This is a genomic window from Streptomyces ruber (genome assembly GCF_014648075.1).
In the GTDB taxonomy this organism is placed as follows: Bacteria; Actinomycetota; Actinomycetes; order Streptomycetales; family Streptomycetaceae; genus Streptomyces; species Streptomyces ruber.
This window is the reverse complement of record NZ_BMQK01000001.1, coordinates 84,733-109,496: the sequence shown is the minus strand read 5'-3', so window position 1 is coordinate 109,496 and position 24,764 is coordinate 84,733. Positions and strand designations below refer to the sequence as shown.

The following is a 24,764-nucleotide window of genomic DNA, read 5'->3' as shown; positions in this document are numbered from 1 at the left end:
GACATCCGAAACCCCCTACCCTCGCCGTCATGCGACCAATGGGCGGGGATCAGGTACGGGAAGCCGTCGGGCACGCGAGCGCGTTCCTGCGGACGGCCGTCGGCCGGGACTGGGCGGGGACCAAGGCGGGCGGCCTCACGTGGAGCTGCCGGGAGACCGCGGAGCACGTCGCCGGCTGCCTCCTCGCGTACGCGAGCCAGCTCGCGGGACGCGCGACCGAGGGGTACGTCCCGTTCGACCTGGCCCTGGACGACGACGCCGACAACGCGGGCCTCGTGGACGTGGTCGAGACGACCGGCGCCCTGCTCACGGCGGTCCTGCGCACGACACCGGCCGGCGTCCGCGCCTTCCATCCGGCCCCCTTCCGCTCCGCCGGCCGCGAGGGCTTCGCCGCGATGGGCGTCACGGAGGTGCTGCTGCACACACACGACATCGCCCAGGGCCTCGGCCTGCCGTACGAGCCGCCCGCAGAGCTGTGCGTGGACGTCCTCGCCCGGCTCTTCCCGCACGTCCGGCCCGACGAGGAGCCCTGGCCGACGCTGCTGTGGGCCACCGGCCGCGGCGACCTGCCGGACCGTACGCCCCTCACCGAGTGGCGCTGGTTCAACCCGCTGGTCATCCCGGCCGAGCGGCTTGAGCTGCACGCCGTCACCCCCGCGGCCGCCGCCGACCTCGCCGCGGGCGGCACGGGCGGCTTCGAGTGGCTCGGGGGCGGACCGGCCGAGGGCACGCGCGTGGGCGCGGGCCTGGTCTTCACCGCGTACCAGGCCGGGGCGCTGCACCCGGAGTGGGGCACGTTCGCGCTGGTCCGCACCGAGGACGGCCGCGCGCTCGGCGCCCTCGGCTTCCACTCCGCGCCCGACGAGGACGGCCACGTCGAGATCGGCTACGACCTCGTCGAGGCGGCCCGCGGGCACGGCTACGCGACCGAGGCGGTGCGCGCGCTGGCGGACTGGGCGGGACGGCGGGCCCGCGAGACCGGGGACGTGCGGCGCCTGTGGGCGGTCGTCGACACCTCCAACACGGCCAGCCAGCGCGTGGTGGAGCGGTCCGGCTTCCGGCGGGTCGACGAGGAGGGCGAGCAGTTCGCGTACGAACTGCGACTGCCGCAGGGCGCGGAGGCAGCGGCGGAGGCGGACTAGCCGGCGCCGACCTCGCGGTGCCCGCGGCGACCGCGGTGCTTGGGACGGCGCAGCCCCGCCGCGGTGAGCCTGCGCAGCAGCTCCTTGCAGCCCACCTCGACGGCCCCCGCGCGCACGGCGTCCGCGTACCGGTGGGCCGGGAGGTCGTAGTGGTCCCGCTCGAAACCGCGCTCGGGAATGCCCAACGTCCGGGCGAAGGCGTGCAGTTCGTCGTACGAGACGTCGCTGACGAGGTGGGACCACATGCGGCCGTGTCCGGGCCAGGTGGGCGGGTCGATGTAGACGGTCACGAAGAGGGCGCCCCGCCCGTCGCCGACGCCAGGTCCCCCACCGCGGCGACCTTCACGCCCGCCTTGTGGCAGACCCAGTGCGGGTCGGGGCCCAGTTCCGGCTCGATGTCGAGGGCGTGCGGGTCGCCGGAGCCGCAGGCCGGGCACAGGGGCCACCGCCCGTACCGCTCCAGCAGGGCGTCCTGGACGTCCTGGGCGACGAGCCCGGCCACGTAGTCCGCGCCGTCCGGCCACTGCTCGACCCACCAGCGGCGCTGGACGATCGAGTCCTCCACGAGCGAGACCACGTCCGCCTCGGCGACATCGCCCGCCACGAGATCGGCGAGGACCAGCGCACGAGCCGCGTGCAGCGCCTGCTCCAGGGGACTGATGGTGTTCATGCATCCATTGTGCGCGACCCTTGACCCCACGGCGGAACCGAAAATACCTTCCACCGTGTGAGCAACGAGGTGAAGGAAACTTTCGCCAAGGGGACGCCGCCCGCTCCCGCCGCCCTCGCGGCCAAGGTACGCACCCTGGCCCCCTCGATGACCAGATCCATGCAGCGGGTCGCCGAGGCCGTCGCCGCGGACCCGGCGGGCTGTGCGGCGCTCACCGTCACCGGGCTCGCCGAGCTCACCGGCACCAGCGAGGCGACGGTCGTGCGCACCGCCCGCCTCCTCGGCTACCCCGGTTACCGGGACCTGCGCCTCGCGCTCGCCGGGCTCGCCGCCCAGCAGCAGTCGGGCCGGGCGCCCGCCGTCACCGCCGACATAGCCGTCGACGACCCCCTGGCCGACGTGGTGGCGAAGCTCGCGTACGACGAGCAGCAGACCCTCGCCGACACCGCGGCCGGACTCGACACCGTGCAGCTCGGCGCGGCGGTCGCCTCGCTGGCGGCGGCCCGGCGCGTCGACGTGTACGGCGTCGGGGCGTCCGGACTCGTCGCCCAGGACCTCACGCAGAAGCTGCTGCGCATAGGGCTCATAGCCCACGCGCACAGCGACCCGCACCTCGCGGTGACCAACGCCGTGCAGCTGCGCGCCAAGGACGTGGCGGTCGCGATCACGCACTCCGGCTCCACCGGGGACGTCATCGAGCCGCTGCGGGTCGCGTTCGACCACGGCGCGACGACGATCGCGGTCACCGGCCGTCCGGACGGCCCCGTGGCCCAGTACGCCGACCACATCCTGACCACCTCGACGGCCCGCGAGAGCGAGCTGCGCCCGGCGGCGATGTCGTCCCGGACCAGTCAGCTGCTCGTCGTGGACTGCCTGTTCATCGGGGTGGCACAGCGGACGTACGAGACGGCGGCACCGGCCCTGTCGGCGTCGTACGAGGCACTGGCCCACCGCCACCGGAGCACCTCACGGTAGGACGGCGCCGGGTGGGGGTGCGCGGGAAACGGTGACCGGGCGGACGGGGACGGGTGCGGTCCGCGTGTCCGGCCGCGGCCCCGGCGTACGCGTGTCACCCGCCTCTCCTCCCCCACCAGCCCCTTCCCGCACACGCACGACACGCGCGACACGCACGACATCAACACGCACGACTCGCACGACACGCACCCGCACCGGAGGAAGACCCGCACATGACCTCGAGCGCCGACGCCACCGACGCCTCCGCCCCGGAGCCCGCCGGGCCGGGCCCCCACTACCGCGCCCTCCAGGCCGAGTTGGAGAGCATGACCACCGAAGCCTTCCGCCCCGAGCTCTCCGAGATCGACCGGCTGCCCACGCTGGAGATCGCGGAGATCATGAACGGCGAGGACGCCACCGTGCCGCCCGCCGTCGCCACGCAGCTCCCGCGGATCGCCGCCGCGATCGACGCGATCGCCGCGCGCATGTCGCGGGGCGGCCGGCTGATCTACGCGGGTGCGGGCACCGCGGGGCGCCTCGGCGTGCTGGACGCCTCCGAGTGCCCGCCGACGTTCAACACCGACCCGGAGCAGGTCGTCGGCGTGATCGCGGGCGGGCGGGACGCGGTGATCACCTCGGTGGAGGGCGCGGAGGACTCCAGGGAGCTGGCGGCCGGGGACCTCGACGCCCTCGCGCTGACCGCCGACGACACGGTGGTCGGCGTCTCGGCCTCCGGGCGCACCCCGTACGCGATCGGCGCGGTGGAGCACGCCCGCGCGCGGGGCGCCCTGACGGTGGGCCTCGCCTGCAACGCGGACAGCGCGCTCGCGGCCGCCGCCGACCACGGCATCGAGGTGGTCGTGGGGCCCGAACTGCTCACCGGCTCCACCCGGCTGAAGGCGGGCACGGCCCAGAAGCTGGTCCTCAACATGCTCTCGACGATCACGATGATCCGCCTGGGCAAGACGTACGGGAACCTGATGGTCGACGTCCGCGCCTCGAACGAGAAACTGCGCGCCCGCTCCCGGCGCATCGTGTCCCTGGCGACCGGCGCGGCCGACAAGGAGATCGAGGACGCGCTGGCCGCGACGGATGGCGAGGTGAAGAACGCGATCCTCATGATCCTCGGCGAGGTCGACGGCCCCACGGCGACCCGCCTCCTCCGGGAGAGCGACGGCCACCTGCGCGCGGCGCTGCGGGCGACGGCGACCGGCTGACGGGGCGGGGCCGGGGCGGCGGGGCCGGGGCCCGGTGTCTGTCAGTGGCGTGTGCGACGGTGGACGCAGGAGGACGGACCATGGAGACAGGCAGGAAGACGGAAAGGGAAAGGGACCGCACGCCGTGAACCACGCCCAGCTCACCGCTCTCGGCCGCGCTCTGCGCCTTCTCGGCGAGCACGGCGAGGAACTGACCACCGAGACGCCGGACGCCCGGCTGCACGAGTACAAGGCCGATCTGAAGCGCGCCCTCGACCTGCTGGACGAGACGGTCACCACCGCGGCCCCCGCCACGCGCTGCGCCGAGCATCCGAACGGTCCGGTGGACGAGGACGCCCCGGACCGCTGCCTGCTCTGCGAGACCCGCCGCCGCACCGCCCGCCGGGCGGAGCTCAACGGCGCGTACGGGCCGCCGCGCTCCGCCCCGGCCTCCGCCGCCGGGCCCGCCCCGTCGCGCTACGGCGTACGGGGCGACCGCCCCCAGCCCCAGCAGCGCTGGCTCCCGGAGGCGTGGAACGGCCAGGTGTGGGAGCTGTGCGGCACCCCGCGGCGCGACCGCCGCGAGGCCGAGCTCTACCTCGCCGCCCAGCGCCGCGGCCCGCGTCCGGCCACGGCGTACCGCCTGGTCCACGAGTTCACGGACTACGAGGTGCTGCGGATATGGGGCGAGCCGCTGCGGAGCGACACGGAACCGCTGGGGAACCCGTAGCGGGCGGGGGCGGCGGTGCGGGAGGGATGCTCAGGTGAGCTTCCGCAGCGAGGCCGCGTCGTACGCCTCCAGCTCGTCGAAGCGGCCGGAGAGGACCTTGGCCGCCCACTGCGGGTCCTGCAGGACGGCGCGGCCGACGGCGACGAGGTCGAACTCGTCGGCCTCCAGCCGGTCCAGCAGGTCGTCGATGCTCCGGGCCCCGGCGCTCTCGCCCTGGAAGGCCTTCATGAAGTCCTCGTCCAGGCCGACCGAGCCGACCGTGATGGCGGTCCTGCCGGTGAGCTTCTTCGTCCAGCCCGCGAGGTTGAGGTCCGAGCCGTCGAACTCCGGGACCCAGTAGCGGCGCGTGGAGGCGTGGAAGGCGTCGACGCCCGCCGCCGCCAGCGGGGTGAGCAGGGCCTCCAGCTCCTCGGGGGTCTCGGCGAGCCGGGCCTGGTACGCGTCCTGCTTCCACTGCGAGTAGCGGAAGATGATCGGAAAGGACGGGGACACCGCCGCGCGCACGGCCGCGACGATCTCCGCCGCGAACTTCGTACGGGCCACCAGGTCACCGCCGTAGGCGTCGGTGCGGCGGTTGGTGCCCTCCCACAGGAACTGGTCGATCAGGTAGCCGTGCGCGCCGTGCAGCTCGACACCGTCGAAGCCGATGCGCTCGGCGTCCGCCGCCGCCTTGGCGAACGCCGCGACGACGTCGTCGATGTCGGCCTGCGTCATGGCCCTGCCGGTGCCCTCGGTGCCGTCGGTGCGCAGCCCGGAGGGGCCCATCGCCGGGGCGTCCGGGAACGGCGGCTCGCCCGCCTGCCGCACCATGCCGATGTGCCACAGCTGCGGCACGATCGTCCCGCCCGCCGCGTGCACGGCCTCCGCGACCTTCGCCCAGCCCGCGAGCTGCTCCTCGCCGTGGAAACGCGGCACGCTGTCGCTCTGCCCGGCCGACTCGTGGCCGACGTAGGTGCCCTCGGTGACGATCAGGCCGACACCGGCGGCGGCCCGGCGGGAGTAGTACGACACCACGTCCTCGCCGGGGATGCCGCCGGGGGAGAACATGCGGGTCATCGGGGCCATCGCGATGCGGTTGGGAACGGTCAGGCCGTTGATCCGGGCGGGCCGGGAGAGGATGTCCGCTGCGCGGGAGGCGGTGTCGGGGGCAGTGACGGTCACGTGGTGCTCCTCGGGGGATACCGGTAGGTATGTGCACATGCATGGGACGTACTGCACGGGTCAACCCGCCGGACCGCACGGCCATTCCGCCCGCCTCCACGACCGGACGTGATCCCGGCCACACCGGCGCGGCGCGCAGCCCGTGACCCGCAGCCCGTAACCCGTGGCCCCCGGCCCCCGGCCCCCGGCCCCCGGCCCCCGGCCCCGGGAACGCCCGAGGGCGGCACCCCCCGTTCGGGGGATGCCGCCCTCGGTACCTACGGACCGGGTCCGAGCCTGGATCGGAAGATCAGGCTCAGAAGTCCATGTCACCGCCCGGCATGCCGCCGCCGGCCGGCGCGGCGGCCTTCTCCGGCTTGTCGGCGATGACGGCCTCGGTGGTGAGGAACAGCGCGGCGATCGAAGCGGCGTTCTGCAGCGCGGAGCGCGTCACCTTGGCCGGGTCGATGATGCCTTCCTTGACCAGGTCGACGTACTCGCCGGTGGCGGCGTTCAGACCGTGACCCGGGGTCAGGTTGCGCACCTTCTCCACCACGACGCCGCCCTCGAGGCCGGCGTTGACGGCGATCTGCTTCAGCGGGGCCTCGAGCGCCAGCTTGACGGCGGCGGCACCGGTGGCCTCGTCGCCCTCGAGCTCCAGCTTCTCGAACACCTGGGAGGCCTGCAGCAGGGCCACGCCACCACCGGCGACGATGCCCTCCTCGACGGCCGCCTTGGCGTTGCGCACGGCGTCCTCGATGCGGTGCTTGCGCTCCTTGAGCTCCACCTCGGTGGCGGCACCGGCCTTGATGACGGCCACGCCGCCGGCCAGCTTCGCCAGGCGCTCCTGCAGCTTCTCGCGGTCGTAGTCGGAGTCGCTGGACTCGATCTCGGCGCGGATCTGGTTCACGCGGCCCGCGACCTGCTCGGCGGAGCCGGAGCCGTCGACGATGGTGGTCTCGTCCTTGGTGATGACGACCTTGCGGGCCTTGCCCAGGAGGTCCAGGGAGGCGTTCTCGAGCTTGAGACCGACCTCCTCGGAGATGACCTCGCCGCCCGTGAGGATGGCGATGTCGTTCAGCATCGCCTTGCGGCGGTCACCGAAGCCCGGGGCCTTGACCGCGACGGACTTGAAGGTGCCGCGGATCTTGTTGACGACCAGGGTCGACAGGGCCTCGCCCTCGACGTCCTCGGCGATGATCAGCAGCGGCTTGCCCGACTGCATGACCTTCTCCAGGAGCGGGAGCAGGTCCTTGACGTTGGAGATCTTGGAGTTGGCGATCAGGATGTACGGGTCGTCGAGGACGGCCTCCATACGCTCCATGTCGGTGGCGAAGTACGCCGAGATGTAGCCCTTGTCGAAGCGCATGCCCTCGGTGAGCTCGAGCTCCAGACCGAAGGTCTGCGACTCCTCGACGGTGATGACGCCTTCCTTGCCGACCTTGTCCATGGCCTCGGCGATGAGCTCGCCGATCTGGGTGTCGGCGGCGGAGATGGAGGCCGTGGAGGCGATCTGCTCCTTGGTCTCGACGTCCTTCGCCTGCTCCAGCAGGGCACCGGAGACGGCCTCGACGGCCTTCTCGATGCCGCGCTTCAGGGCCATCGGGTTGGCGCCGGCGGCTACGTTGCGCAGGCCCTCCTTGACCAGGGCCTGGGCGAGAACGGTCGCGGTGGTCGTACCGTCACCGGCGACGTCGTCCGTCTTCTTGGCGACTTCCTTGACCAGCTCGGCGCCGATCTTCTCGTACGGGTCCTCGAGCTCGATCTCCTTGGCGATGGAGACACCATCGTTGGTGATCGTGGGGGCGCCCCACTTCTTCTCGAGGACGACGTTGCGACCCTTGGGGCCGAGCGTCACCTTGACGGCGTCCGCGAGCTGGTTCATGCCGCGCTCGAGGCCGCGCCGTGCCTCCTCGTCGAACGCGATGATCTTGGCCATGTGAAGTGGTCCCTCCAGGACTGGGGGTGATTCCTTCGGACCGCGCCCGCGCCCGCGACGGACGGCTCGCAGGCTTCGTGGTTCCTTGCCCCACCCGGCCTGCGGGCCTCACCGACCCGGTCCTTCGTTGTCACTCTCACCTTCAGAGTGCTAACGCAATGATTAGCACTCGACCCATGAGAGTGCAAGACGCGCCCGCGAAGCGGAGGGCCTGCGCCCCCCGCGGGAGCCCTCCACCCGGGCAAGGCGAAGGGCTCGTGTCCCAGGGGCACCCTGGGACACGAGCCCTTCGAAGACGAACGCAGAACGCCCAGGCGAGGACGTCGCTACGATGCGGTCGGCGCGCTTCAGACGGCCACGCGGACCATGTCCGCCTGCGGCCCCTTCTGGCCCTGCGAGATCTCGAACTCGACCCGCTGCCCCTCTTCCAGAGTGCGGTAGCCGTCCATCTGGATCGCGCTGTAGTGGACGAAAACATCCGCACCACCGTCGACCGCGATGAAGCCGTACCCCTTCTCCGCGTTGAACCACTTGACGGTGCCCTGAGCCATGCCTAACTCCCCTATTACTGGCCCTTGCGCAGATCCACACTTCGCGGATCCGGGTCAGACCTCACCCCCCAACGGTTGGGGGTGTGCGCCGGAACGCGTCGACCGCGGCTGAATGTATCTGCCCAACTGCCGTCTGCAACAGGTCAATCGGACGAGAATTCTGGACACCGGCGGTCGGTAATGTAGGGAGAATTACCCTGATTTCAGGGCAAGTCGGACCTGACAAAGGGAACAAAAGACGCAAAAGCCCTGCACACTTTGGCTACATCGCGTCGGACCCGAACCGGGGAACTCATATGCGCCGACTCCGCATCTCATGTGAGAAACGAACCGGGTTCCCCAACTGTACCGCGCTCAACCATGTTGAATTGCCCCCTCCGTTTCTCTCACGGAGGGGGCAATCAAAGAGACTGGCGGTAAGGGAAGCCACCGGAGGTGCTAATCAGCCACCCGCGACGGCCGGGATGATCGAGACGCCCGCGCCGTCGGGGGTCGCCGTCTCCAGACCCTTCTCGAAACGGACGTCGTCGTCGTTGACGTACACGTTCACGAACCGGCGCAGTTTGCCCTGGTCGTCCAGGACGCGGGCGCCGATGCCCGGGTGGTTCTTCTCCAGGTCGGCGAGGACCTCGGCGAGCGTCGCGCCCTCGGCGCCGACCTCCGCCTGGCCGCCGGTGTAGGTGCGCAGGATCGTCGGGATGCGGACGGTGACGCTCATGGGTGGTACCTCCTGGGGCTGGCTGTACGAGGGGGGACGGCCGTGCGGAACGGCTACGCGAGGCCGGCCTCGTGGAAGGAGTCGAGGCTGGGGCGGATGGTCGCGGTCAGGCCCGTGCCGGCCACCGCGTCCAGCGTCTTGAGGCCGTCGCCGGTGTTGAGGACGACGGTCGTCTTCGCCGGGTCGAGCAGGCCGCTCTCGATCAGCTTGCGGGTGACGCCGACGGTCACACCGCCCGCCGTCTCGGCGAAGATGCCCTCGGTGCGCGCCAGCAGCCGGATCGCGTCCACGATCTCCGCGTCGTCGACGTCCTCCACGGCGCCGCCCGTGCGGCGCGCGATGTCCAGGACGTACGGGCCGTCGGCGGGGTTGCCGATGGCGAGGGACTTGGCGATGGTGTCCGGCTTCTGCGGGCGGACGACGTCGTGGCCGTCCTTGAAGGCCGTGGACACCGGGGAGCAGCCGCGGGCCTGGGCGCCGAAGATCTTGTACGGCCGGTCCTCGACCAGACCGAGCTCGATCAGTTCCTGCAGACCCTTGTCGATCTTCGTGAGCTGGGAGCCGGAGGCGATCGGGACCACGATCTGGTCGGGGAGCCGCCAGCCGAGTTGCTCGCAGATCTCGTACGCGAGGGTCTTGGAGCCCTCGGCGTAGTACGGCCGAAGATTGACGTTGACGAAGCCCCAGCCCTCGCCCGCCGGGTCGCCGATGAGCTCCGAGCAGAAGCGGTTGACGTCGTCGTAGTTGCCCTCGATGCCGACGAGGTCACCGCCGTAGACGGCGGCCATGACGACCTTGCCCTGCTCCAGGTCGTGCGGGATGAACACGCAGGAGCGGAACCCGGCGCGGGCGGCGGCCGCGCCGACCGCACCGGCGAGGTTGCCGGTGGAGGAGCACGAGAGGGTGGTGAAACCGAAGGCGCGCGCCGCCTCCAGCGCCTGCGCGACGACCCGGTCCTTGAACGAGTGCGTCGGGTTGCCGGAGTCGTCCTTCACATACAGCCCACCGGTCACACCGAGCTCGCGGGCCAGGTTGTCGGCCTGCACCAGCTTGGTCCAGCCCGGATTGAGGTTCGGCTTGTCGGCGACGTCGGCGGGGACGGGCAGCAGGGGCGCGTAGCGCCAGATGTTGGCGGGGCCGGACTCGATGCGCCGGCGCAGTTCCTCGGTGTCGTACGCGGAGAAGTCGTAGGCGATCTCAAGCGGCCCGAAGCACTCCTCGCAGGCGAAGACCGGGCCGAGCGGGACGCGGTGGCCGCACTCGCGACAGGAGAGCGCTGCGGCGGGACCGAGGTCGACGGAGCCGGGGTTCGCGGTGGCGGACTCGGCGGTGGCGGAGTCCGTGGTGCCCGGGTCGGCGGGGGTGGCAACTGTCTGCGCAGCCATGGAGGCGAGGCCCTTTCTCCTCATCTTCCTCACGACGCACTTCGCCGTGAGACGGATTTGGCACCTTCCCTAGCCGGGAGCCCCGCGGAGTCGATCGCGGTCGCCAGTGACCGGTTGATCGCTACGAGAGCCGGCTGGAGGGTTGCCGGGGCTTCATCGGGCCGTGTCCCTCTGCCCCTCTGGATGAGCGGTATTCGGTTGTGAACAGCGGTGACCCCCGACATGCGATGGTCATCCGCGTTGTTCAAGACTGTAACCGACGGCCAGGACAGTTGAGATAGACGTCCGAACCGCGAGATGGATCACATGTGCCCCCTGTGTGATCGAAGAGGGAGGAGCCGCAGGCTGTGCTGGAAGAAGTCGAACACTGGCTGAGCACACGCTCCTGGTCCGTGACCGATCGTCCACTGCACCGGCTCATGGCCGCGAAACGCGCCACGGGACAGTCGGTCAGCGTCGTCCTGCCCGCGCTCGACGAGGAGCGGACGGTCGGCGAGATCGTCGCCGCGATCCGTCACGACCTGGTGGAACAGACACCGCTCGTCGACGAGGTCGTGGTCGTCGACTCGGGGTCGACCGACCGCACCTCCGAGGTGGCCGCCGCCGCGGGCGCCAGAGTCGTCCACCGCGACGAGATCCTCCCGCGCCTGCCGGCCGTGCCCGGCAAGGGCGAGGTGCTGTGGCGCTCGCTGCTCGTCACCCACGGGGACATCGTCTGTTTCGTCGACGCGGACCTGCGGGAGTTCTCGTCCGACTTCGTCACCGGCATCGTGGGCCCGCTGCTCACCGATCCCGGGGTCGACCTGGTCAAGGCGATGTACGACCGGCCGCTCGCCGCCTCCGCGGGTGTCCCGGCCGGGCAGGGCGGCCGGGTCACCGAGCTGATGGCCCGGCCGCTGCTCAACATGCACTGGCCGCAGCTCGCGGGCTTCGTCCAGCCGCTCGGCGGCGAGTACGCGGCCCGGCGCTCCCTGCTGGAGCGGCTGCCGTTCCCGGTCGGGTACGGCGTCGAGCTGGGCATGCTGGTCGACGCCCTGCACCTGGTGGGCCTCGACGCCCTCGCCCAGGTCGACGTCGGCGTCCGCAAGCACCGGCACCAGGACGGACAGGCGCTCGGCCGCATGGCCGCCGCGATCTACCGCACGGCCCAGCTGCGCCTCGCCCGCGGCCACCTGGTCCGCCCGGCCCTCACCCAGTTCGAGCGGGGCGAGGAGGGGTTCGAGCCGCGTACGTACTCGGTGGACACGGAGGAGCGGCCGCCGATGGTGGAGATCGAGGAGTACGCGGCGAGGAGAGCGGCGTAGGCGCAGCCGGCGCGGCCCGCCGCGCACCGCCGCTCCGCCCGCGCACCGCCGTCCCGCCCGTGTCCCTTTCCGGCTCGTATACGGATGGGACAGACGTTTGAGTTTTCCGACCTCGGGCTAGTTGAGGCGTATGGCTTCCCCATCCCCCACCGGCGCTCGTGTCCTGGTCGCGTCCAACCGCGGCCCCGTCTCGTACTCGCTGGCCGACAGCGGTGAGCTCACCTCCAAACGCGGTGGTGGCGGGCTGGTGTCCGGTCTCTCCGCGATCGGCCCCGACGCCGACGCCGTATGGGTCTGCGCGGCGCTGGGCGACGGCGACCGCGAAGCCGCGCGGCGCGCCGACGGCGCCCTGCCCACGGAGGACACCGGCGGTCAGCGTGTCCGCATGCTGGACATCGCCGCCGACGTGCACGCGGACGCGTACAACGGCATCGCCAACTCGGTGCTGTGGTTCGTCCACCACATGCTGTACCAGACGCCGCTGGAGCCGGCCTTCGACGCGGAGTTCCGGCGGCAGTGGGCGTCGTTCGAGGCGTACAACCGCGCGTTCGCCGAGGCGCTGGCCGAGGAGGCGGGCGAGGGCGCGGCGGTGCTCGTGCAGGACTACCACCTGGTGCTGGTGCCCCGTATGCTCCGGGAGCTCCGCCCCGACCTGCGCATCGGCCACTTCTCGCACACGCCGTGGGCGCCGCCGGAGTACTTCCGGCTGCTGCCCGACGACATCGCGGCGCAGGTGCTGAGCGGCATCCTGGGCGCGGACCGGGCGGCGTTCCTCACCCAGCGGTGGGCGGACGCGTTCACGGAGTGCTGCCACGCCGTGCTGGGGCCCGGCATCCCCTCGGGCACCCGGATCGGCGTGCACGGTCTGGGCGCCGACGCGGACTTCCTGCGGAAGCGGTCGCACGAGGCGGACGTGGACGAGCGGATGGCCGCGCTGCGGGAGCAGATCGGCACCGCCCCGGACGGCAGCACCCGGAAGACGATCGTCCGGGTCGACCGGACCGAGCTGTCGAAGAACATCGTGCGCGGACTGCTGGCGTACCGGCACCTGCTGGAGGACAGGCCGGAGTGGCGCGAGCGGGTGGTGCACGTGGCGTTCGCGTACCCGTCCCGGCAGGACCTCGCCGTCTACCGCGACTACACGGCCGAGGTGCAGCGCCTGGCCGACGAGATCAACTCGCAGTACGGGACACCGGGCTGGACCCCGGTCGTGCTGCACGTCCAGGACGACTTCGCGCGCTCGCTGGCCGCGTACCGGCTGGCGGACGTGGCGCTGGTCAACCCCATCCGGGACGGCATGAACCTGGTCGCCAAGGAGGTGCCGGTCGTCTCCGACGCGGGCTGCGCGCTGGTGCTGTCGCGGGAGGCGGGCGCGTTCGAGGAGCTGGGAGAGGACGCGGTCGCGGTGAACCCGTACGACATCGTCGGCACGGCCGACGCGCTGCACACCGCGCTGACCCTGCCGGAGGACGAGCGCGCCGAACGCGGCAAGCGGCTGGCCGCCGCGGCGACCGCGCTGCCCCCGGCGAAGTGGTTCCTGGACCAGCTGCACGCGCTGGAGAGCTGAGGGTAGGGAGTCCGGGCCCGGCGGTGCCGGGCCCGGACTCCCCCCTTCCGGCACCTCACCCCATCGCGCCGGCCAGCGCCCGCAGCAGGCGTACGACGCCCGCCGGGCCGTCCACCACCAGGTCGGCGCGCTTCTTCAGTTCGTGGACCTCGTCGCTGCCGCTGCACACCAGCAGGCCGGGGACACCCTCGCCGCGCAGCTCCTCGACCGCGGCGAAGGCGGGCAGGTCGCCGAGGTCGTCGCCGGCGTACAGCACCGCCTCGGCACCGGTGTCGCGTACGTACTCCCGCAGGGCGACGCCCTTGTCCACGCCCGGCGGGCGCAGTTCCAGGACCAGCCGGCCGGGCTCGACGACGAGGCCGTGCCGGGCGGCGAGCGAGGCGAGGGGCTCCCGCAGGGCCTCGAAGGCGGCCTGGGGGTCGGCGGCGCGACGGGTGTGGACGGCGACCGCCCGGCCCTTCTCCTCGATCCACGTGCCCTCCCCGGCGCCGGCCCGGTCGAGGACGCCCGGCAGCTCGGCCCGGACCGCGGCGACGCCCGGGTGCGGGGCGGGGGCGGTGACCTCGCCGGTGGCGGCCTCCCAGCGCTCGGCGCCGTAGTGGCCGAGGACGACCAGGTGCTCCAGGCCGCCGGCGCCCGCGAAGCCGCCGTTGCGGACCGCGACCTCGGCGGGGCGGCCCGTGATCACGGCGACGGAGGCGACCTTCGGGGCGAGGGCCGCCAGTGCGGGGACGGCGTCGGGGTGTGCCCGCGCCCGCTCGGGGTCGGCGACGATCGGGGCGAGGGTCCCGTCGAAGTCGAACGCGAGGACCGCCCTGCGCGGCCGGGCGAGCAGCGCGTCCAGCCCGTCGCGCCCGCCCGGCGTCGCGGGCGCCGGCAGCGAGTCCTGGTGGCCTGTGGAGTCCGTGGAGTCCGTGTTGATGCCCATACGGTGACGTCTATCCAGGGACGGCTCCCCGTATCCGTGGGACGGCCCCCCGTATCCGTGGGACGGCCCCCGGTCCCCGTGCCGCTCCCGCACCGCCGCGGGACCTCAGCGCTCCGCGCGCCGGGCGTCCCGTACCCGGCGGAGCCGGTTGACCGTCACCGGGTCGTGCTCCAGGGCGCGGCGGTCGTCGAGCAGGGCGTTGAGCAGCTGGTAGTAGCGCACCGGCGCCAGGCCCAGCCGCTCGCGTATCGCCCGCTCCTTGGCGCCGGGGCCCGCGAAGGAGCGGCGCTCCAGGGCGAGGACCGCCCTCTCCCGCGCGCCGAGTCCTTCCTCTCCCTGCTCACGCTCGTCCACGTCCATGCACCGAACCGTAGCCCCCGCCACTGACAACGCGCCCTCACGGAGGGTCCGCCCGGCCCCGGCCGCCGGCGCATCACGCCGCGCTGTCCGCCTCCAGCGCCACTTCCTGCAACTGCTGCAGCACCTTGACGGGGTTGCCGCCCGGTGCCACGGCCTCGCCGATGCGCTGCTTGACCGCGGCGCTGACCGCGGCCCAGGAGACCTTGCCGACGGGGTAGAACCGGCTCTCGGGGAGCCTCTGGAGGAACGGGGCGAGGGCGGCGTCCGCCTCGTCGTCGCCCATGGCCTCGGATGCGGACGTCGTCACCGGCAGCACGTCGTACGCGCGGGAGAAGGCGAGCACGTTCTCCTCGTCGTAGACGAAGTCGAGGAACGAGCCGATCTCCTTCCGGTGGCCGTTCTCCTTGAAGGCCATCATCCAGTCCGCGACGCCCAGGGTGGTGGCGGACCGCCCGCTTTCGCCCGGCATGGTCGCCGTGCCGAGTTCCACCCCCTTTTCGGCGGCGGCCCGCAGCAGGGCGGGGTGGGCGCTGGTCATGCCGACCTCACCGCGCGCGAACGCGGCGGCGGCCTCGGCGCGGTTCAGCTCCGCGGGGGCCGTCGGCCCGGTCAGCCCCTTGTCCACGAGCTCGTCCTTGAGCCAGGTGAGCGTCTTCACGTTCTGCTCGGAGTCGAGGTCGTACGAGCCCACGTCGTCGATGTAGCCGGAACCGCCGCTCAGCAGCCACTGGAGGGCCTCGGCCTGCGCCTCCTCCGGTCCCAGCGGCAGCGCGTACGGGGTCTCGACCCCCGCGTCCTTCAGCGCGGCCGCGTCCTCGGCCAGGTCCTTCCAGGTGCTCGGCGCGGAGTCGATCCCGGCGTCGGCGAACAGGCTCTTGTTGTAGACGAGCACCCGCGTGGACGCGGCGAACGGCAGCCCGTACTGCAGCCGGTTCACCGTCCCCGCGTCCGCGAGCTGCGGCAGGAAGTCGGCCTGCACGGGGATGGAGAGCACCTCGGACGCCGGGTACAGCAGCCCCTTGGCGGCGTAGTCGGCGTACGCGCCGATCTGGGCCATGTCGGGCGCCTCGCCCGCGTCCACCATCTCCCTGACCTTGGCGTCGACGTCCTCCCACGAGTACACGCTGACGTCGACCCGCACTCCCGGGTGCTCCTTCTCGTACCGTCCGACCAGGTCGTCCCAGTACTTCTGCGAGCTGTCGCCCTTCGAGCTGCCGTAGTCGGCGGCGACCAGCCTCAAGGTCACGTCCTCGGACCCGGAGTCCGAGCCGCAGCCGCCGAGGGCCGCCGCCGTACCCAGCGCGGACACCACCGCGACCGTCCCTGCCCAACGTCGCTGCACCGCTGTTCCGCCCCACATCTTGCTGTCTCGTCGTTCAGTTGGCTGTTGACACAATGTCTACAGCACAAGAGTGGACTAGACCTCTTCAGGGTGTACGCGCCACACTGTTCCCCGTGAGACATGTCATCGCCCTCGACGTGGGCGGCACCGGGATGAAGGCCGCTCTCGCGGGGGCCGACGGCGAGCTGCTGCACCTGGCCCGCAGGGCCACCGGTCGCGAGCGCGGCCCGGACGCGGTGATCGCGTCGGTCCTCGACTTCGCCGCCGAGCTGCGCGCGTACGGCGAGCGCCGCTTCGGCGAACCCGCCGCGGCGGCCGGGATCGCCGTGCCCGGCATCGTCGACACCGGCCGCGGCGTGGCCGTCTACGCGGCCAACCTCGGCTGGCGCGACGTCCCCCTGCGCGCCCTGCTCGCCGAGCGGCTGGACGGTGTCCCGGTCGCCCTCGGCCACGACGTGCGCACCGGCGGGCTCGCCGAGGGGCGGATCGGCGCGGGCCGGGGCGCCGACCGGTTCCTGTTCGTGCCGCTGGGCACCGGGATCGCGGGCGCGATCGGCATCGGCGGCACGGTCGAGACGGGCGCGCACGGCTTCGCGGGCGAGATCGGCCACATCGTCGTACGGCCCGGCGGTGTGCCGTGCCCGTGCGGGCAGCGCGGCTGTCTGGAGCGGTACGCGTCCGCGTCCGCCGTCAGCGAGGCCTGGGCGGCGGCCACCGGCGACCCGGAGGCGGACGCGGCGGACTGTGCCAAGGCCGTGGCGTCCGGCGACCCGCGGGCCGTACAGGTCTGGACGGACGCGGTGGACGCGCTGGCCGACGGGCTGGTCACCGCGCTCACCCTGCTGGACCCGCGTGTCCTGATCATCGGTGGCGGCCTCGCCGAAGCGGGGGAAACCTTGTTCTCACCCCTGCGGGCCGCCGTCGGGCGGCGCGTCACCTTCCAGACCCTGCCGTCCGTCGTGCCCGCGGCCCTCGGCGACACCGCGGGCTGTCTCGGCGCCGGGCTCATGGCCTGGGACCTGCTGACCACCATTCCTACGACCTCGGAGGTACCCACGTGACGGCCAGTGAGCGGGACCGGTTCGAACCGGTGTTGAAGCAGGCCCCGGCGGGGTCGCGCAGCGTCGTCCCACCCGTCGCGCCACCCGTCGCGTCGCTCGTCGCACCACCGTCGGGCCCCGGCACCGCACCCGTCACCTCACCTGTCACGTCGCCCGGCGCGTCGCCCGGCGCGTCACCCGGTTCGCCCGCCGGGAGCGCTCCCCGCCGGACGCGCGGCCTGGTCCTCGCCGGCGCGCGGGTGGTGCTGCCCTCCGGGACCGTGGACGGCGGCCGGGTCGTCGTCGAGGGCTCCCGCATCGCCGAGGCGGCCGCCGAGGACGCCGACGTGCTCGACCTGACCGGCCACTGGCTGGTCCCCGGCTTCGTCGACATCCACAATCACGGCGGCGGCGGCGCCTCCTTCTCCGGCACGGCCGACGAGGCCCTGCAGAGCATCCGCACCCACCGGCTGCACGGCACCACCACGCTCGTCGCCTCGACCGTCACCGGCCGCATGGACGCCCTCGCCCGGCACGCGGGCCGGCTGTCGGAACTGGCCGAACAGGGCGACATCGCGGGCATCCACTTCGAGGGGCCGTTCATCTCGCCGTGCCGCAAGGGCGCGCACTCCGCGGAGCTGCTGCGCCACCCGGACCCGGCCGAGGTACGCAAGCTGATCGACGCGGCCCGGGGCCGGGCCGTCATGGTCACGCTCGCCACCGAACTCCCGGGCGGCGTCGACTCCGTACGGCTCCTCACCGAGCACGGCGTCATCGCGGCGATCGGGCACACGGACGCCACGTACGAGCAGACGGTGGAGGCGATCGACGCGGGCGCCACCGTGGCGACGCACCTGTTCAACGCGATGCCCCCGCTCGGCCACCGCACGCCGGGACCCATCGCGGCGCTGCTGGAGGACGAACGCGTCACCGTCGAGCTGATCAACGACGGCACCCATCTGCATCCGGCCTCCCTGGAGCTCGCCTTCCACCACGCGGGCGCCGGCCGGGTCGCGTTCATCACCGACGCGATGGACGCGGCGGGCTTCGGCGACGGCCGTTACCAGCTCGGCCCGCTGGAGGTCGAGGTCAGCGAGGGCGTGGCACGGTTGGTGGAGGGCGGTTCCATCGCGGGCTCGACGCTGACCCTGGACCGCGCCTTCCAGCGTGCGGTCCTCGTGGACCGGCTGCCGGTCGGGGACGTCGTGGCGGCGATCTCCGCCAACCCGGCGAAGGTGCTGGGCATCCACGACCGGGTCGGCTCCCTGGAACCGGGCAAGGACGCGGACCTGGTCGTCCTGGACGCCTCGTTCGCGCTGAAGGGCGTGATGCGCCGGGGCGAGTGGGTGGTCGAACCGGTCATCGGCTGAGATGGTGGGTGTGACGGGCGGCCTGCCGGGCTGGGCCGACCGCGCACCGTTCTGACGTTCGGTTTGGCATGATCGACCCTCCGCGGTACCTGACCTAACTGGCGGTACTTGGGCACCACTTGTACGACAAGCGCGCTCCGCACACCGGGAACGCGCCGAACGAACCTTGGGGGAGGTCGGCCGGTGATCCTCACGGTCACGCTGAACACCGCTCTCGACATCACCTACCGCGTACGGGACCTCACCCCCCGCGCGACCCACCGGGTGACGGAGGTGACCGAACGCCCCGGCGGCAAGGGCCTGAACGTGGCCCGTGTCCTGGCGGCCCTCGGCCACGAGGTGACGGTCACCGGTTTCGCGGGCGGCGCCACCGGGCGCGCCCTGCAGGACCGTCTCGCGCACACCACCGGCGTCCTGGACGCCCTGGTCCCGGTCGAGGGCGCCACCCGCCGCACCGTTGCCGTGGTCGACGCGGGCGGCGACAGCACACAGCTCAACGAGCCCGGCCCGGTCATAGCGCCCGCGGAGTGGACCGCCTTCCAGGAGGCGTACGGGGACCTGCTCGGCGCCGCGTCGGCGGTGGCCCTGTGCGGCAGCCTCCCGCCGGGGGTGCCGGTCGGCGCGTACGCGGGACTGATCAGGACGGCGCACGCGGCGGGGGTGCCCGTGCTGCTCGACACCAGCGGCGAGCCGCTGCGCCGGGGGGTGGCCGCCCGCCCCGACCTGGTGAAGCCGAACGCCGGGGAACTGGCCGAGCTCACCGGCTCCCACGAGCCGTCCCGCGCCACCCGGGACGCCCGCCGCCGCGGCGCCCACGCGGTCGTGGCCTCGCTCGGCGCGGACGGCCTGCTGGCCCGGACGGCGGAGGGTCACTGGCGGGCGACGCCGCCGCGGCGGCTGCGCGGCAACCCGACGGGTGCGGGCGACTCGGCGGTGGCGGGGCTGCTGTCCGGGCTCGTGGAGGAGCTGCCGTGGCCCGACCGGCTGGCCCGCGCGGTCGCGCTGTCGGCGGCGACGGTGCTGGCCCCGGTGGCGGGCGAGTTCGACCGGACTGCGTACGAGGACCTGGTGGGCCGGGTGACGGTGACGGCGGAGGCGAACGCGGCCTGAGCCGCGCGCCGTCCCGCTACTTCCAGCCCTTGACCAGATACATCCGGTCGAAGTTCACGTCGCAGGAGTTGCCCTGCTCGCACGAAACCTTGATCTCGTTGCTGCCCTTGTTGAGCTGGATGTTCGACCAGGTGTTCGTCCAGCCCTTCTCGTAGTCGCCCTCCGGGGCCTGCGCGAAGTTCGAGAGGTTCAGCGGCCGGGTCTGGGCCGTGCCGTTGATCGAGAGGGTGGCGTCGGCGTCCTTGCCGGGCACGCCGTAGGCCACGTGCAGCGTGTACTTGCCGTCCTCCGGTATCCCGCTGACGTTCCACGTCAGGGAGGAGCCGACCGAGTTGAAGCCGCCCACGTAGACACCGCCGTCCGCCTTCGCGCCGGAGACGTCCGAGGCGGTGGTGGCATCGCCGCCGAGCAGCAGCGCCTTGGCGTCGATCTTCGGCAGCTCCGCCTCCTCCTCGCCCTCACCGGCGGACTCGCCGGCCGACGGGCTGGGATCGGCGCTCTCCCCGGCCGTCGGGGCGCTGGAGGACCCGGTGTCGCCGGTGGCCTGGTCGTCCGTGTCGTCGTTCATCATGGCGACGCTGATGCCGATCACCACGGCGGCGACCACGGCGATCGCGCCGATGAGCAGCCCCTTGGTGTTGGGCCCGCGGCCCCGGCCGCCTCCGCCGCCGTGTCCGACGGAGCCGTGCGCCTGCTGGCGGGGCGGCTGCGCGCCGCCGGGCAGGGTCTCGGGCGCCTGGTAGTGCGCGTTCGGCTGCCCGTACGCCCCCTGCTGCGGGACCTGGCCGTAGGTGGTCTGCTGCTGGCCGTAACGGCGCTCGCCGACGGTACGCACCCGGTTGACCGCATTCGGGTAGCCGTAGCCACCGGACGGCGGCTGTGCTCCCCGGGCCTGACCGTCGGCGTACAGGTAGCCGAACGGGTCGTCGTCCTCGGGCGTGCTCGCGCCGTTGTTACCGGGCGTCATCCCTTGGTCTCCTCAGCGATGCGGTACATGAGTTCCTGGTGTGCGAATGGCGAGCCTACAGCCATCGGGTGACCCGAATGAGTGACCCGGATCGCATCATCTCGCGGGACAATGCTCCGATCACCACATTGACCTGCGGAATCGCGGTTATTCACGTGTCGTTCACCCAGCACGTCTGTGTTGTTTGGGACGAGATCGTTTCTCGACGTACATCCGCTCGTCGGCCGATTTCAACACCTCGTCCGCCGTCATGCCGCAGGCGGCCCAGCCGATGCCGAAGCTGGCGCCGACCCGCATCGCGCGGCCGTCCACCCGGATCGGCTGGATGATCTCGTTGCGCAGCCGTACGGCCAGGTCCTGGGCGTCGGCGCGGCCGAGCCCGTCGGCCAGGACCACGAACTCGTCGCCGCCGAGCCGGGCGACCGTGTCGCCGTCGCGCACCCCGTGGCTGAGCCGCCGGGCCACCTCGATCAGCACGGCGTCGCCCGCGTTGTGCCCGAACCGGTCGTTGATCGACTTGAAGCCGTCCAGGTCGCAGAAGAGCACCGCGAGCCCCTTCGTCCCGTCGTCCTCCTGGTCGTCCTCGGGCGCGACGGAGTGCACATGGTGGTCGTACGCGTCGTAGGCCCCGGCGTGCGCCGGGTAGGCGAAGGCGTGGCCGTTCACGTCGTACGCGGGATGCTGCTCCGCCGGGAGCTGCTCCCCGGACTGCTCGTACCGCTCGAACGCCGCGTCCATCGCGTCGACCGGGCCGGGCGGCGCGGCGTACGGGCGCTCGCAGAGGCGGGCGGAGAGCCGGGCGCGCAGCTCGGCCGAGTTCGGCAGGCCGGTGAGCGAGTCGTGCGAGGCGCGGTGCGCGAGCTGGAGCTCGCGCCGCTTGCGCTCCTCGATGTCCTCGACGTGGGTGAGCAGGAAGCGCGGGCCGTCGGCGGCGTCGGCCACGACGGAGTTGCGCAGGCTGACCCAGACGTGGCTGCCGTCCCGCCGGGCCAGTCTGAGCTCGGCGCGCCCGCCCTCCGCGGAGGTCCGCAGCAGCGTGCCGACGTCCTCGGGGTGGACGAGGTCGGCGAACGAGAAGCGGCGCAGCGCGGAGGCCGGGCGGCCCAGCAGTCTGCACAGGGCGTCGTTGGCCCGCAGGATGCGGCCGTGCTGGTCGCCGCCCATCTCGGCGATCGCCATGCCGGACGGGGCGTACTCGAAGGCCTGCCGGAAGGATTCCTCACTGGCCCGCAGCGCCTGCTGCTCCCGCTCGAGACGGACCAGCGCACGCTGCATATTCGCGCGTAGACGCGCGTTGCTGATGGCGATGGCGGCCTGGAACGCGTACATCTGGAGCGCCTCGCGGCCCCATGCGCCCGGGAGCCGCCCCTTGCTCGGGCGGTCCACGGAGATCACCCCGAGGAGCTCACCGCCCTGCGCGCCCGACGCGTACATCGGCGCGTAGAGCCGGTCCGCGGGGTGCCACTCGTCCTCGAAGCGGGGCGCGGGGCCGTCGGTGAACCACTGCGGGACGTCGTCGTCGTCGAGGATCCAGCCCTCGGTGTGCGGGATGAACCGCAGATCGCCCCACGCCTGGCCCATGTTGAGCCGGCGCTCCCACGCGGCGCGCGAACCGACGCGGCCGATGATCAGCGCCTCGGCCGCGGAGTTGCCGGCGACCGCGGCGACGACGAGGTCGCCGTCCGGGCGGACGAGGTTGACGCAGGACAGCTCGTACCCGAGTCCGGTGACCACGCCGTCGGCGACGGTCTGAAGAGTGTCGGCCAGGCTCCGTGCGGTGTTCATGTCCGCCATGACCTGGTGCAGCTGCCGCAGGGACGTTAGCTGGACGTACGGCTCGGTCTCCACTCGCCCTCCCCCCGAGGTGTCGCGGCAACTCCAGGGTTGTCTCGGCGTACTCATCGGCGTACCACTCGTAAGCGTTCCCGCCACTGAATCACAGCGCGCTGCCCCCTCGGTACACAGGGTCAACAAAAAAAGCCGCCTGTGACTCAAGTCACAGCGAAAGCTGAACACTTAGGTGGGTGTTCTGCGTTTCCGGCTTCCAATTACTGAACACAATTCAGGGTTCTGTGAAAGCTCCGTGACCGGAAGTGTCCATGATCGTGGGGTTGACCGAGTCGTCCGGGTCGACTCGCGGCCGGGTCGGCCGGGGGCAGCAATGGCCGTCCATGCTGGTCGGCGGGGTTACCGCGGCAGCTCGGTCGGTCGATCGGCCGGGTGGGCCGGGCCGGCCGGTCGGCCGGTCAGCCGACCGGCCCCGGTCGGCCGCTTCGAGGGTAGCCGTCCCGCATGTGAGACGACGCCCGCTCCCGGCGCCGCGCCCGGCGCCGTGTCCGCCCGAGGTCCTAGGTCCGGTCCCGGACCGCGGTCCGATGCGGCGGCCGACGGGCGACACGTAGCGTCGGAGTGTGCTGAAGACTCTCCCCACCTCATCCGTTTCGCTGACCGCCGGGCATGCTGAAGGGGTGAGCGACGACGAGTTCCGGGCCGCCATGAGCCGGCTGGCGGCCGGTGTGGTCCTGGTGACCGCGCACGAACCCCCGCTGGACCCGGAGGGGCCGCCCGGTGAGGACGTCGGGATGACGGCCACCGCCTTCATGTCCGTGTCCCTGGACCCGCCCCTGGCCATGGTCAGCCTGCGCGAGGGCTCCCGCATGGACGACCTGCTGGCCGAACAGCCCCTGTGGGCCGTCTCCGTACTGGCCGAGAGCCAGCGCCACATCGCGGGCCGGTTCGCCATGAAGGGCCGCGTCAGCGACCGCCTCCTCTTCGAGGACATCCCGTACGAGCGCGGCGAGGCGTCCGGCGCCCCGCTGGTGGGCGGCGCCCTGGCGACCCTGGAGTGCCGCACCGAGCAGCGGGTGGCGGCCGGGGACCACACACTGGTGATCGGTCACGTCCTGACCGCCTCGATCCCGAGCGCGGAGGGCGGCCCCCTCGCCTACTTCCGGGGCCGCTACCGCCAGCTGGCCTGACCCCCCGGGCGCTCACCCCCAGTCGCGCCCCGAGCGGCCCCGTTTCGTGTCGGAACGCTGCTTCTTCTGCCGGAGCCGGCGCTCGTTGACGCCCCGGGGTATCCGGGTCGGCCGGCGCGGCTTCGGCGGGGGCGCCGTCGCCTCGGCGAGGAGCCCGGCGAGCCGCAGTGCCGCCGTCTCGCGGTTGCGCCACTGGGACCGGTGCCCCGAGGCCCGCACGGTCACCACCCCGTCGACGAGACGCGGCGCGAGCCGCTCCAGGGCGCGCGCCTTCCAGACCTCGGGCAGGGCCTCGGTCGCGGCCAGGTCGAACCGCAGCTCGACCTGCGTGTCGGTGGTGTTGACATGCTGTCCGCCGGGTCCGGAGGACCTCGAGAAACGCCACATGAGCTCGGCCTCGGGCAGCGAGACGGAGCCGCGGACGACATAGGGACCGGACATGCCGTCCATGGTCGCGCGTCCGCCCCGCTCCGTCACGCACTTTTCCGCAGGCACACCGGCCCCGGAAGGCCCGTCCGGGTGGCCCGGGTAAAGAAAGTAAAGGCGGCAGGAACCTTCGGCACCCCGCGCCGCGTTCATACGGGTAGCTGTAGCTTCATGGCCGTACGAGCCCGCAGGCACCCGTAGGCCACGGAGCCCACAGGTCACGAAGCGAAGCCCATCGACACCGACGCACCGCACCACAGCGGGGCACGCGAACTAGGGAAGGGACTCCCAACAATGGCTGTAAGCCTGTCCAAGGGTGGCAACGTCTCGCTCACCAAGGAGGCTCCGGGCCTGACCGCCGTCACCGTGGGCCTCGGCTGGGACGTCCGCACCACCACGGGCACCGACTTCGACCTGGACGCCTCCGCCATCGCGGTCAACAACCAGGGCCGGGTCTACTCGGACGCCCACTTCGTCTTCTTCAACAACAAGCAGACCCCGGACCAGACCATCGTCCACACCGGCGACAACCGCACGGGCGAGGGCGAGGGCGACGACGAGGCGATCAACGTCAACCTGGCGGGCCTCCCCGCCGACGTCGACAAGATCGTCTTCCCGGTCTCCATCTACGACGCCGAGTCGCGCTCGCAGAACTTCGGCCAGGTCCGCAACGCCTACATCCGCATCATCAACCAGGCGGGCGGCGCCGAGATCGCCCGTTACGACCTCTCGGAGGACGCGGCCACCGAGACCGCCATGGTCTTCGGCGAGCTCTACCGCAACGGCGCGGAGTGGAAGTTCCGCGCGGTCGGCCAGGGCTACGCCTCGGGCCTGGCGGGCATCGCCCAGGACTTCGGCGTCAACGTCTGAGCCGTGAGCGACGCGGTCGCGTACGGCTGAGCCGTACGCGACGCACCCGCGGGCCCCGCCCGGTCGCCCGGGCGGGG

24 protein-coding genes and 1 riboswitch are annotated in these 24,764 nt (G+C 72.4%); of the genes, 11 read left to right on the top strand and 13 right to left on the bottom strand.

The genetic code is table 11. From position 1 onward, the window contains the following. The first annotated feature begins 29 nt into the window (after window positions 1–29). Window positions 30–1,142 (top strand): GNAT family N-acetyltransferase, encoded by a 1,113-nt coding sequence (locus tag IEZ04_RS00555; RefSeq protein ID WP_229820752.1) that lies wholly within the window; start codon window positions 30–32, stop codon window positions 1,140–1,142. Here IEZ04_RS00555 and IEZ04_RS00550 read toward each other — a convergent pair. Then, a complete protein-coding gene (locus IEZ04_RS00550; RefSeq protein WP_189214599.1) occupies window positions 1,139–1,432 on the bottom strand; it encodes a DUF4031 domain-containing protein in 294 nt (97 codons plus the stop codon). The genes IEZ04_RS00555 and IEZ04_RS00550 overlap by 4 nt on opposite strands. Further along, complete coding sequence (locus IEZ04_RS00545; RefSeq protein ID WP_189214598.1) at window positions 1,429–1,812, bottom strand: DUF8819 family protein; 384 nt, start codon at window positions 1,810–1,812, stop codon at window positions 1,429–1,431. The genes IEZ04_RS00550 and IEZ04_RS00545 overlap by 4 nt, the downstream gene beginning before the upstream one ends. 57 nt (window positions 1,813–1,869) lie before the next feature. On the opposite strand from IEZ04_RS00545, the gene IEZ04_RS00540 reads away from it, so the two are divergent. The 3 genes from IEZ04_RS00540 (at window position 1,870) to IEZ04_RS00530 (ending at window position 4,692) form a co-directional block, all read left to right on the top strand. Continuing rightward, window positions 1,870–2,787 (top strand): MurR/RpiR family transcriptional regulator, encoded by a 918-nt coding sequence (locus IEZ04_RS00540; protein WP_189214597.1) that lies wholly within the window; start codon window positions 1,870–1,872, stop codon window positions 2,785–2,787. A gap of 212 nt (window positions 2,788–2,999) precedes the next feature. Further along, a complete protein-coding gene (gene murQ, locus IEZ04_RS00535; RefSeq protein ID WP_189214596.1) occupies window positions 3,000–3,983 on the top strand; it encodes an N-acetylmuramic acid 6-phosphate etherase in 984 nt (327 codons plus the stop codon). Window positions 3,984–4,107: 124 nt separating this feature from the next. Then, window positions 4,108–4,692 carry a hypothetical protein gene (locus IEZ04_RS00530; protein ID WP_189214595.1) on the top strand — a complete coding sequence of 195 codons (585 nt, stop codon included), beginning with the start codon at window positions 4,108–4,110 and terminating at the stop codon, window positions 4,690–4,692. A gap of 30 nt (window positions 4,693–4,722) precedes the next feature. On the opposite strand, the gene IEZ04_RS00525 is transcribed toward IEZ04_RS00530, so the two are convergent. From IEZ04_RS00525 to thrC, 5 genes are all read right to left on the bottom strand, one after another. After that, window positions 4,723–5,853, bottom strand: coding sequence for an NADH:flavin oxidoreductase (locus IEZ04_RS00525; protein WP_189214594.1), 1,131 nt, complete (start codon window positions 5,851–5,853; stop codon window positions 4,723–4,725). Window positions 5,854–6,148: 295 nt separating this feature from the next. Further along, complete coding sequence (groL, locus tag IEZ04_RS00520; protein ID WP_189214593.1) at window positions 6,149–7,771, bottom strand: chaperonin GroEL; 1,623 nt, start codon at window positions 7,769–7,771, stop codon at window positions 6,149–6,151. 347 nt (window positions 7,772–8,118) lie between these two features. After that, the gene (locus IEZ04_RS00515; protein ID WP_037653356.1) at window positions 8,119–8,322 is read right to left on the bottom strand and encodes a cold-shock protein; all 204 of its coding nucleotides are present in this window, start codon (window positions 8,320–8,322) and stop codon (window positions 8,119–8,121) included. Between the two features lie 442 nt (window positions 8,323–8,764). Beyond that, window positions 8,765–9,040 (bottom strand): ubiquitin-like small modifier protein 1, encoded by a 276-nt coding sequence (locus tag IEZ04_RS00510; protein WP_189214592.1) that lies wholly within the window; start codon window positions 9,038–9,040, stop codon window positions 8,765–8,767. A gap of 53 nt (window positions 9,041–9,093) precedes the next feature. Then, window positions 9,094–10,425, bottom strand: a complete 1,332-nt coding sequence (gene thrC / locus IEZ04_RS00505) for a threonine synthase (RefSeq protein WP_189214591.1) — start codon at window positions 10,423–10,425, stop codon at window positions 9,094–9,096. 17 nt (window positions 10,426–10,442) lie between these two features. Continuing rightward, a riboswitch (SAM riboswitch) is annotated at window positions 10,443–10,615 on the bottom strand. Between the two features lie 157 nt (window positions 10,616–10,772). Here thrC and IEZ04_RS00500 point away from each other — a divergent pair. Together IEZ04_RS00500 and IEZ04_RS00495 are read left to right on the top strand one after the other, a co-directional pair. After that, window positions 10,773–11,729, top strand: coding sequence for a glucosyl-3-phosphoglycerate synthase (locus IEZ04_RS00500; RefSeq protein WP_189214590.1), 957 nt, complete (start codon window positions 10,773–10,775; stop codon window positions 11,727–11,729). A gap of 130 nt (window positions 11,730–11,859) precedes the next feature. Then, complete coding sequence (locus IEZ04_RS00495; protein WP_189214589.1) at window positions 11,860–13,296, top strand: alpha,alpha-trehalose-phosphate synthase (UDP-forming); 1,437 nt, start codon at window positions 11,860–11,862, stop codon at window positions 13,294–13,296. Between the two features lie 55 nt (window positions 13,297–13,351). On the opposite strand, the gene otsB is transcribed toward IEZ04_RS00495, so the two are convergent. From otsB to IEZ04_RS00480, 3 genes are all read right to left on the bottom strand, one after another. Then, window positions 13,352–14,224 carry a trehalose-phosphatase gene (gene otsB / locus IEZ04_RS00490; RefSeq protein ID WP_189214588.1) on the bottom strand — a complete coding sequence of 291 codons (873 nt, stop codon included), beginning with the start codon at window positions 14,222–14,224 and terminating at the stop codon, window positions 13,352–13,354. A 105-nt stretch (window positions 14,225–14,329) separates the two neighbouring features. After that, window positions 14,330–14,584 carry a DUF3263 domain-containing protein gene (locus IEZ04_RS00485; RefSeq protein ID WP_189214587.1) on the bottom strand — a complete coding sequence of 85 codons (255 nt, stop codon included), beginning with the start codon at window positions 14,582–14,584 and terminating at the stop codon, window positions 14,330–14,332. A 73-nt stretch (window positions 14,585–14,657) separates the two neighbouring features. Beyond that, window positions 14,658–15,926, bottom strand: coding sequence for an extracellular solute-binding protein (locus IEZ04_RS00480; RefSeq protein ID WP_444545447.1), 1,269 nt, complete (start codon window positions 15,924–15,926; stop codon window positions 14,658–14,660). Between the two features lie 113 nt (window positions 15,927–16,039). Here IEZ04_RS00480 and IEZ04_RS00475 point away from each other — a divergent pair, with 113 nt between their 5' ends. The 3 genes from IEZ04_RS00475 (at window position 16,040) to IEZ04_RS00465 (ending at window position 19,446) form a co-directional block, all read left to right on the top strand. Then, the gene (locus IEZ04_RS00475) at window positions 16,040–16,987 is read left to right on the top strand and encodes an ROK family protein (protein WP_229820750.1); all 948 of its coding nucleotides are present in this window, start codon (window positions 16,040–16,042) and stop codon (window positions 16,985–16,987) included. 218 nt (window positions 16,988–17,205) lie between these two features. Continuing rightward, window positions 17,206–18,336 carry an N-acetylglucosamine-6-phosphate deacetylase gene (nagA, locus tag IEZ04_RS00470; RefSeq protein ID WP_189215329.1) on the top strand — a complete coding sequence of 377 codons (1,131 nt, stop codon included), beginning with the start codon at window positions 17,206–17,208 and terminating at the stop codon, window positions 18,334–18,336. A gap of 183 nt (window positions 18,337–18,519) precedes the next feature. Further along, window positions 18,520–19,446 carry a 1-phosphofructokinase gene (locus IEZ04_RS00465; RefSeq protein WP_189214584.1) on the top strand — a complete coding sequence of 309 codons (927 nt, stop codon included), beginning with the start codon at window positions 18,520–18,522 and terminating at the stop codon, window positions 19,444–19,446. Window positions 19,447–19,462: 16 nt separating this feature from the next. On the opposite strand, the gene IEZ04_RS00460 is transcribed toward IEZ04_RS00465, so the two are convergent. After that, window positions 19,463–20,413, bottom strand: a complete 951-nt coding sequence (locus tag IEZ04_RS00460) for a CBM35 domain-containing protein (RefSeq protein ID WP_189214583.1) — start codon at window positions 20,411–20,413, stop codon at window positions 19,463–19,465. Between the two features lie 162 nt (window positions 20,414–20,575). Beyond that, window positions 20,576–22,315, bottom strand: a complete 1,740-nt coding sequence (gene cdgB / locus IEZ04_RS00455; protein WP_189214582.1) for a diguanylate cyclase CdgB — start codon at window positions 22,313–22,315, stop codon at window positions 20,576–20,578. Window positions 22,316–22,824: 509 nt separating this feature from the next. Between cdgB and IEZ04_RS00450 the strand changes: the two genes are divergently transcribed. After that, window positions 22,825–23,391, top strand: coding sequence for a flavin reductase family protein (locus tag IEZ04_RS00450; protein ID WP_229820749.1), 567 nt, complete (start codon window positions 22,825–22,827; stop codon window positions 23,389–23,391). Window positions 23,392–23,403: 12 nt separating this feature from the next. Here IEZ04_RS00450 and arfB read toward each other — a convergent pair whose 3' ends face one another. After that, on the bottom strand, window positions 23,404–23,841 hold the full coding sequence (arfB, locus tag IEZ04_RS00445; RefSeq protein ID WP_189215327.1) for an alternative ribosome rescue aminoacyl-tRNA hydrolase ArfB: 438 nt from the start codon (window positions 23,839–23,841) through the stop codon (window positions 23,404–23,406). A gap of 270 nt (window positions 23,842–24,111) precedes the next feature. On the opposite strand from arfB, the gene IEZ04_RS00440 reads away from it, so the two are divergent. Next, complete coding sequence (locus IEZ04_RS00440) at window positions 24,112–24,687, top strand: TerD family protein (protein ID WP_189214581.1); 576 nt, start codon at window positions 24,112–24,114, stop codon at window positions 24,685–24,687. The last annotated feature ends 77 nt before the right edge of the window (window positions 24,688–24,764 follow it).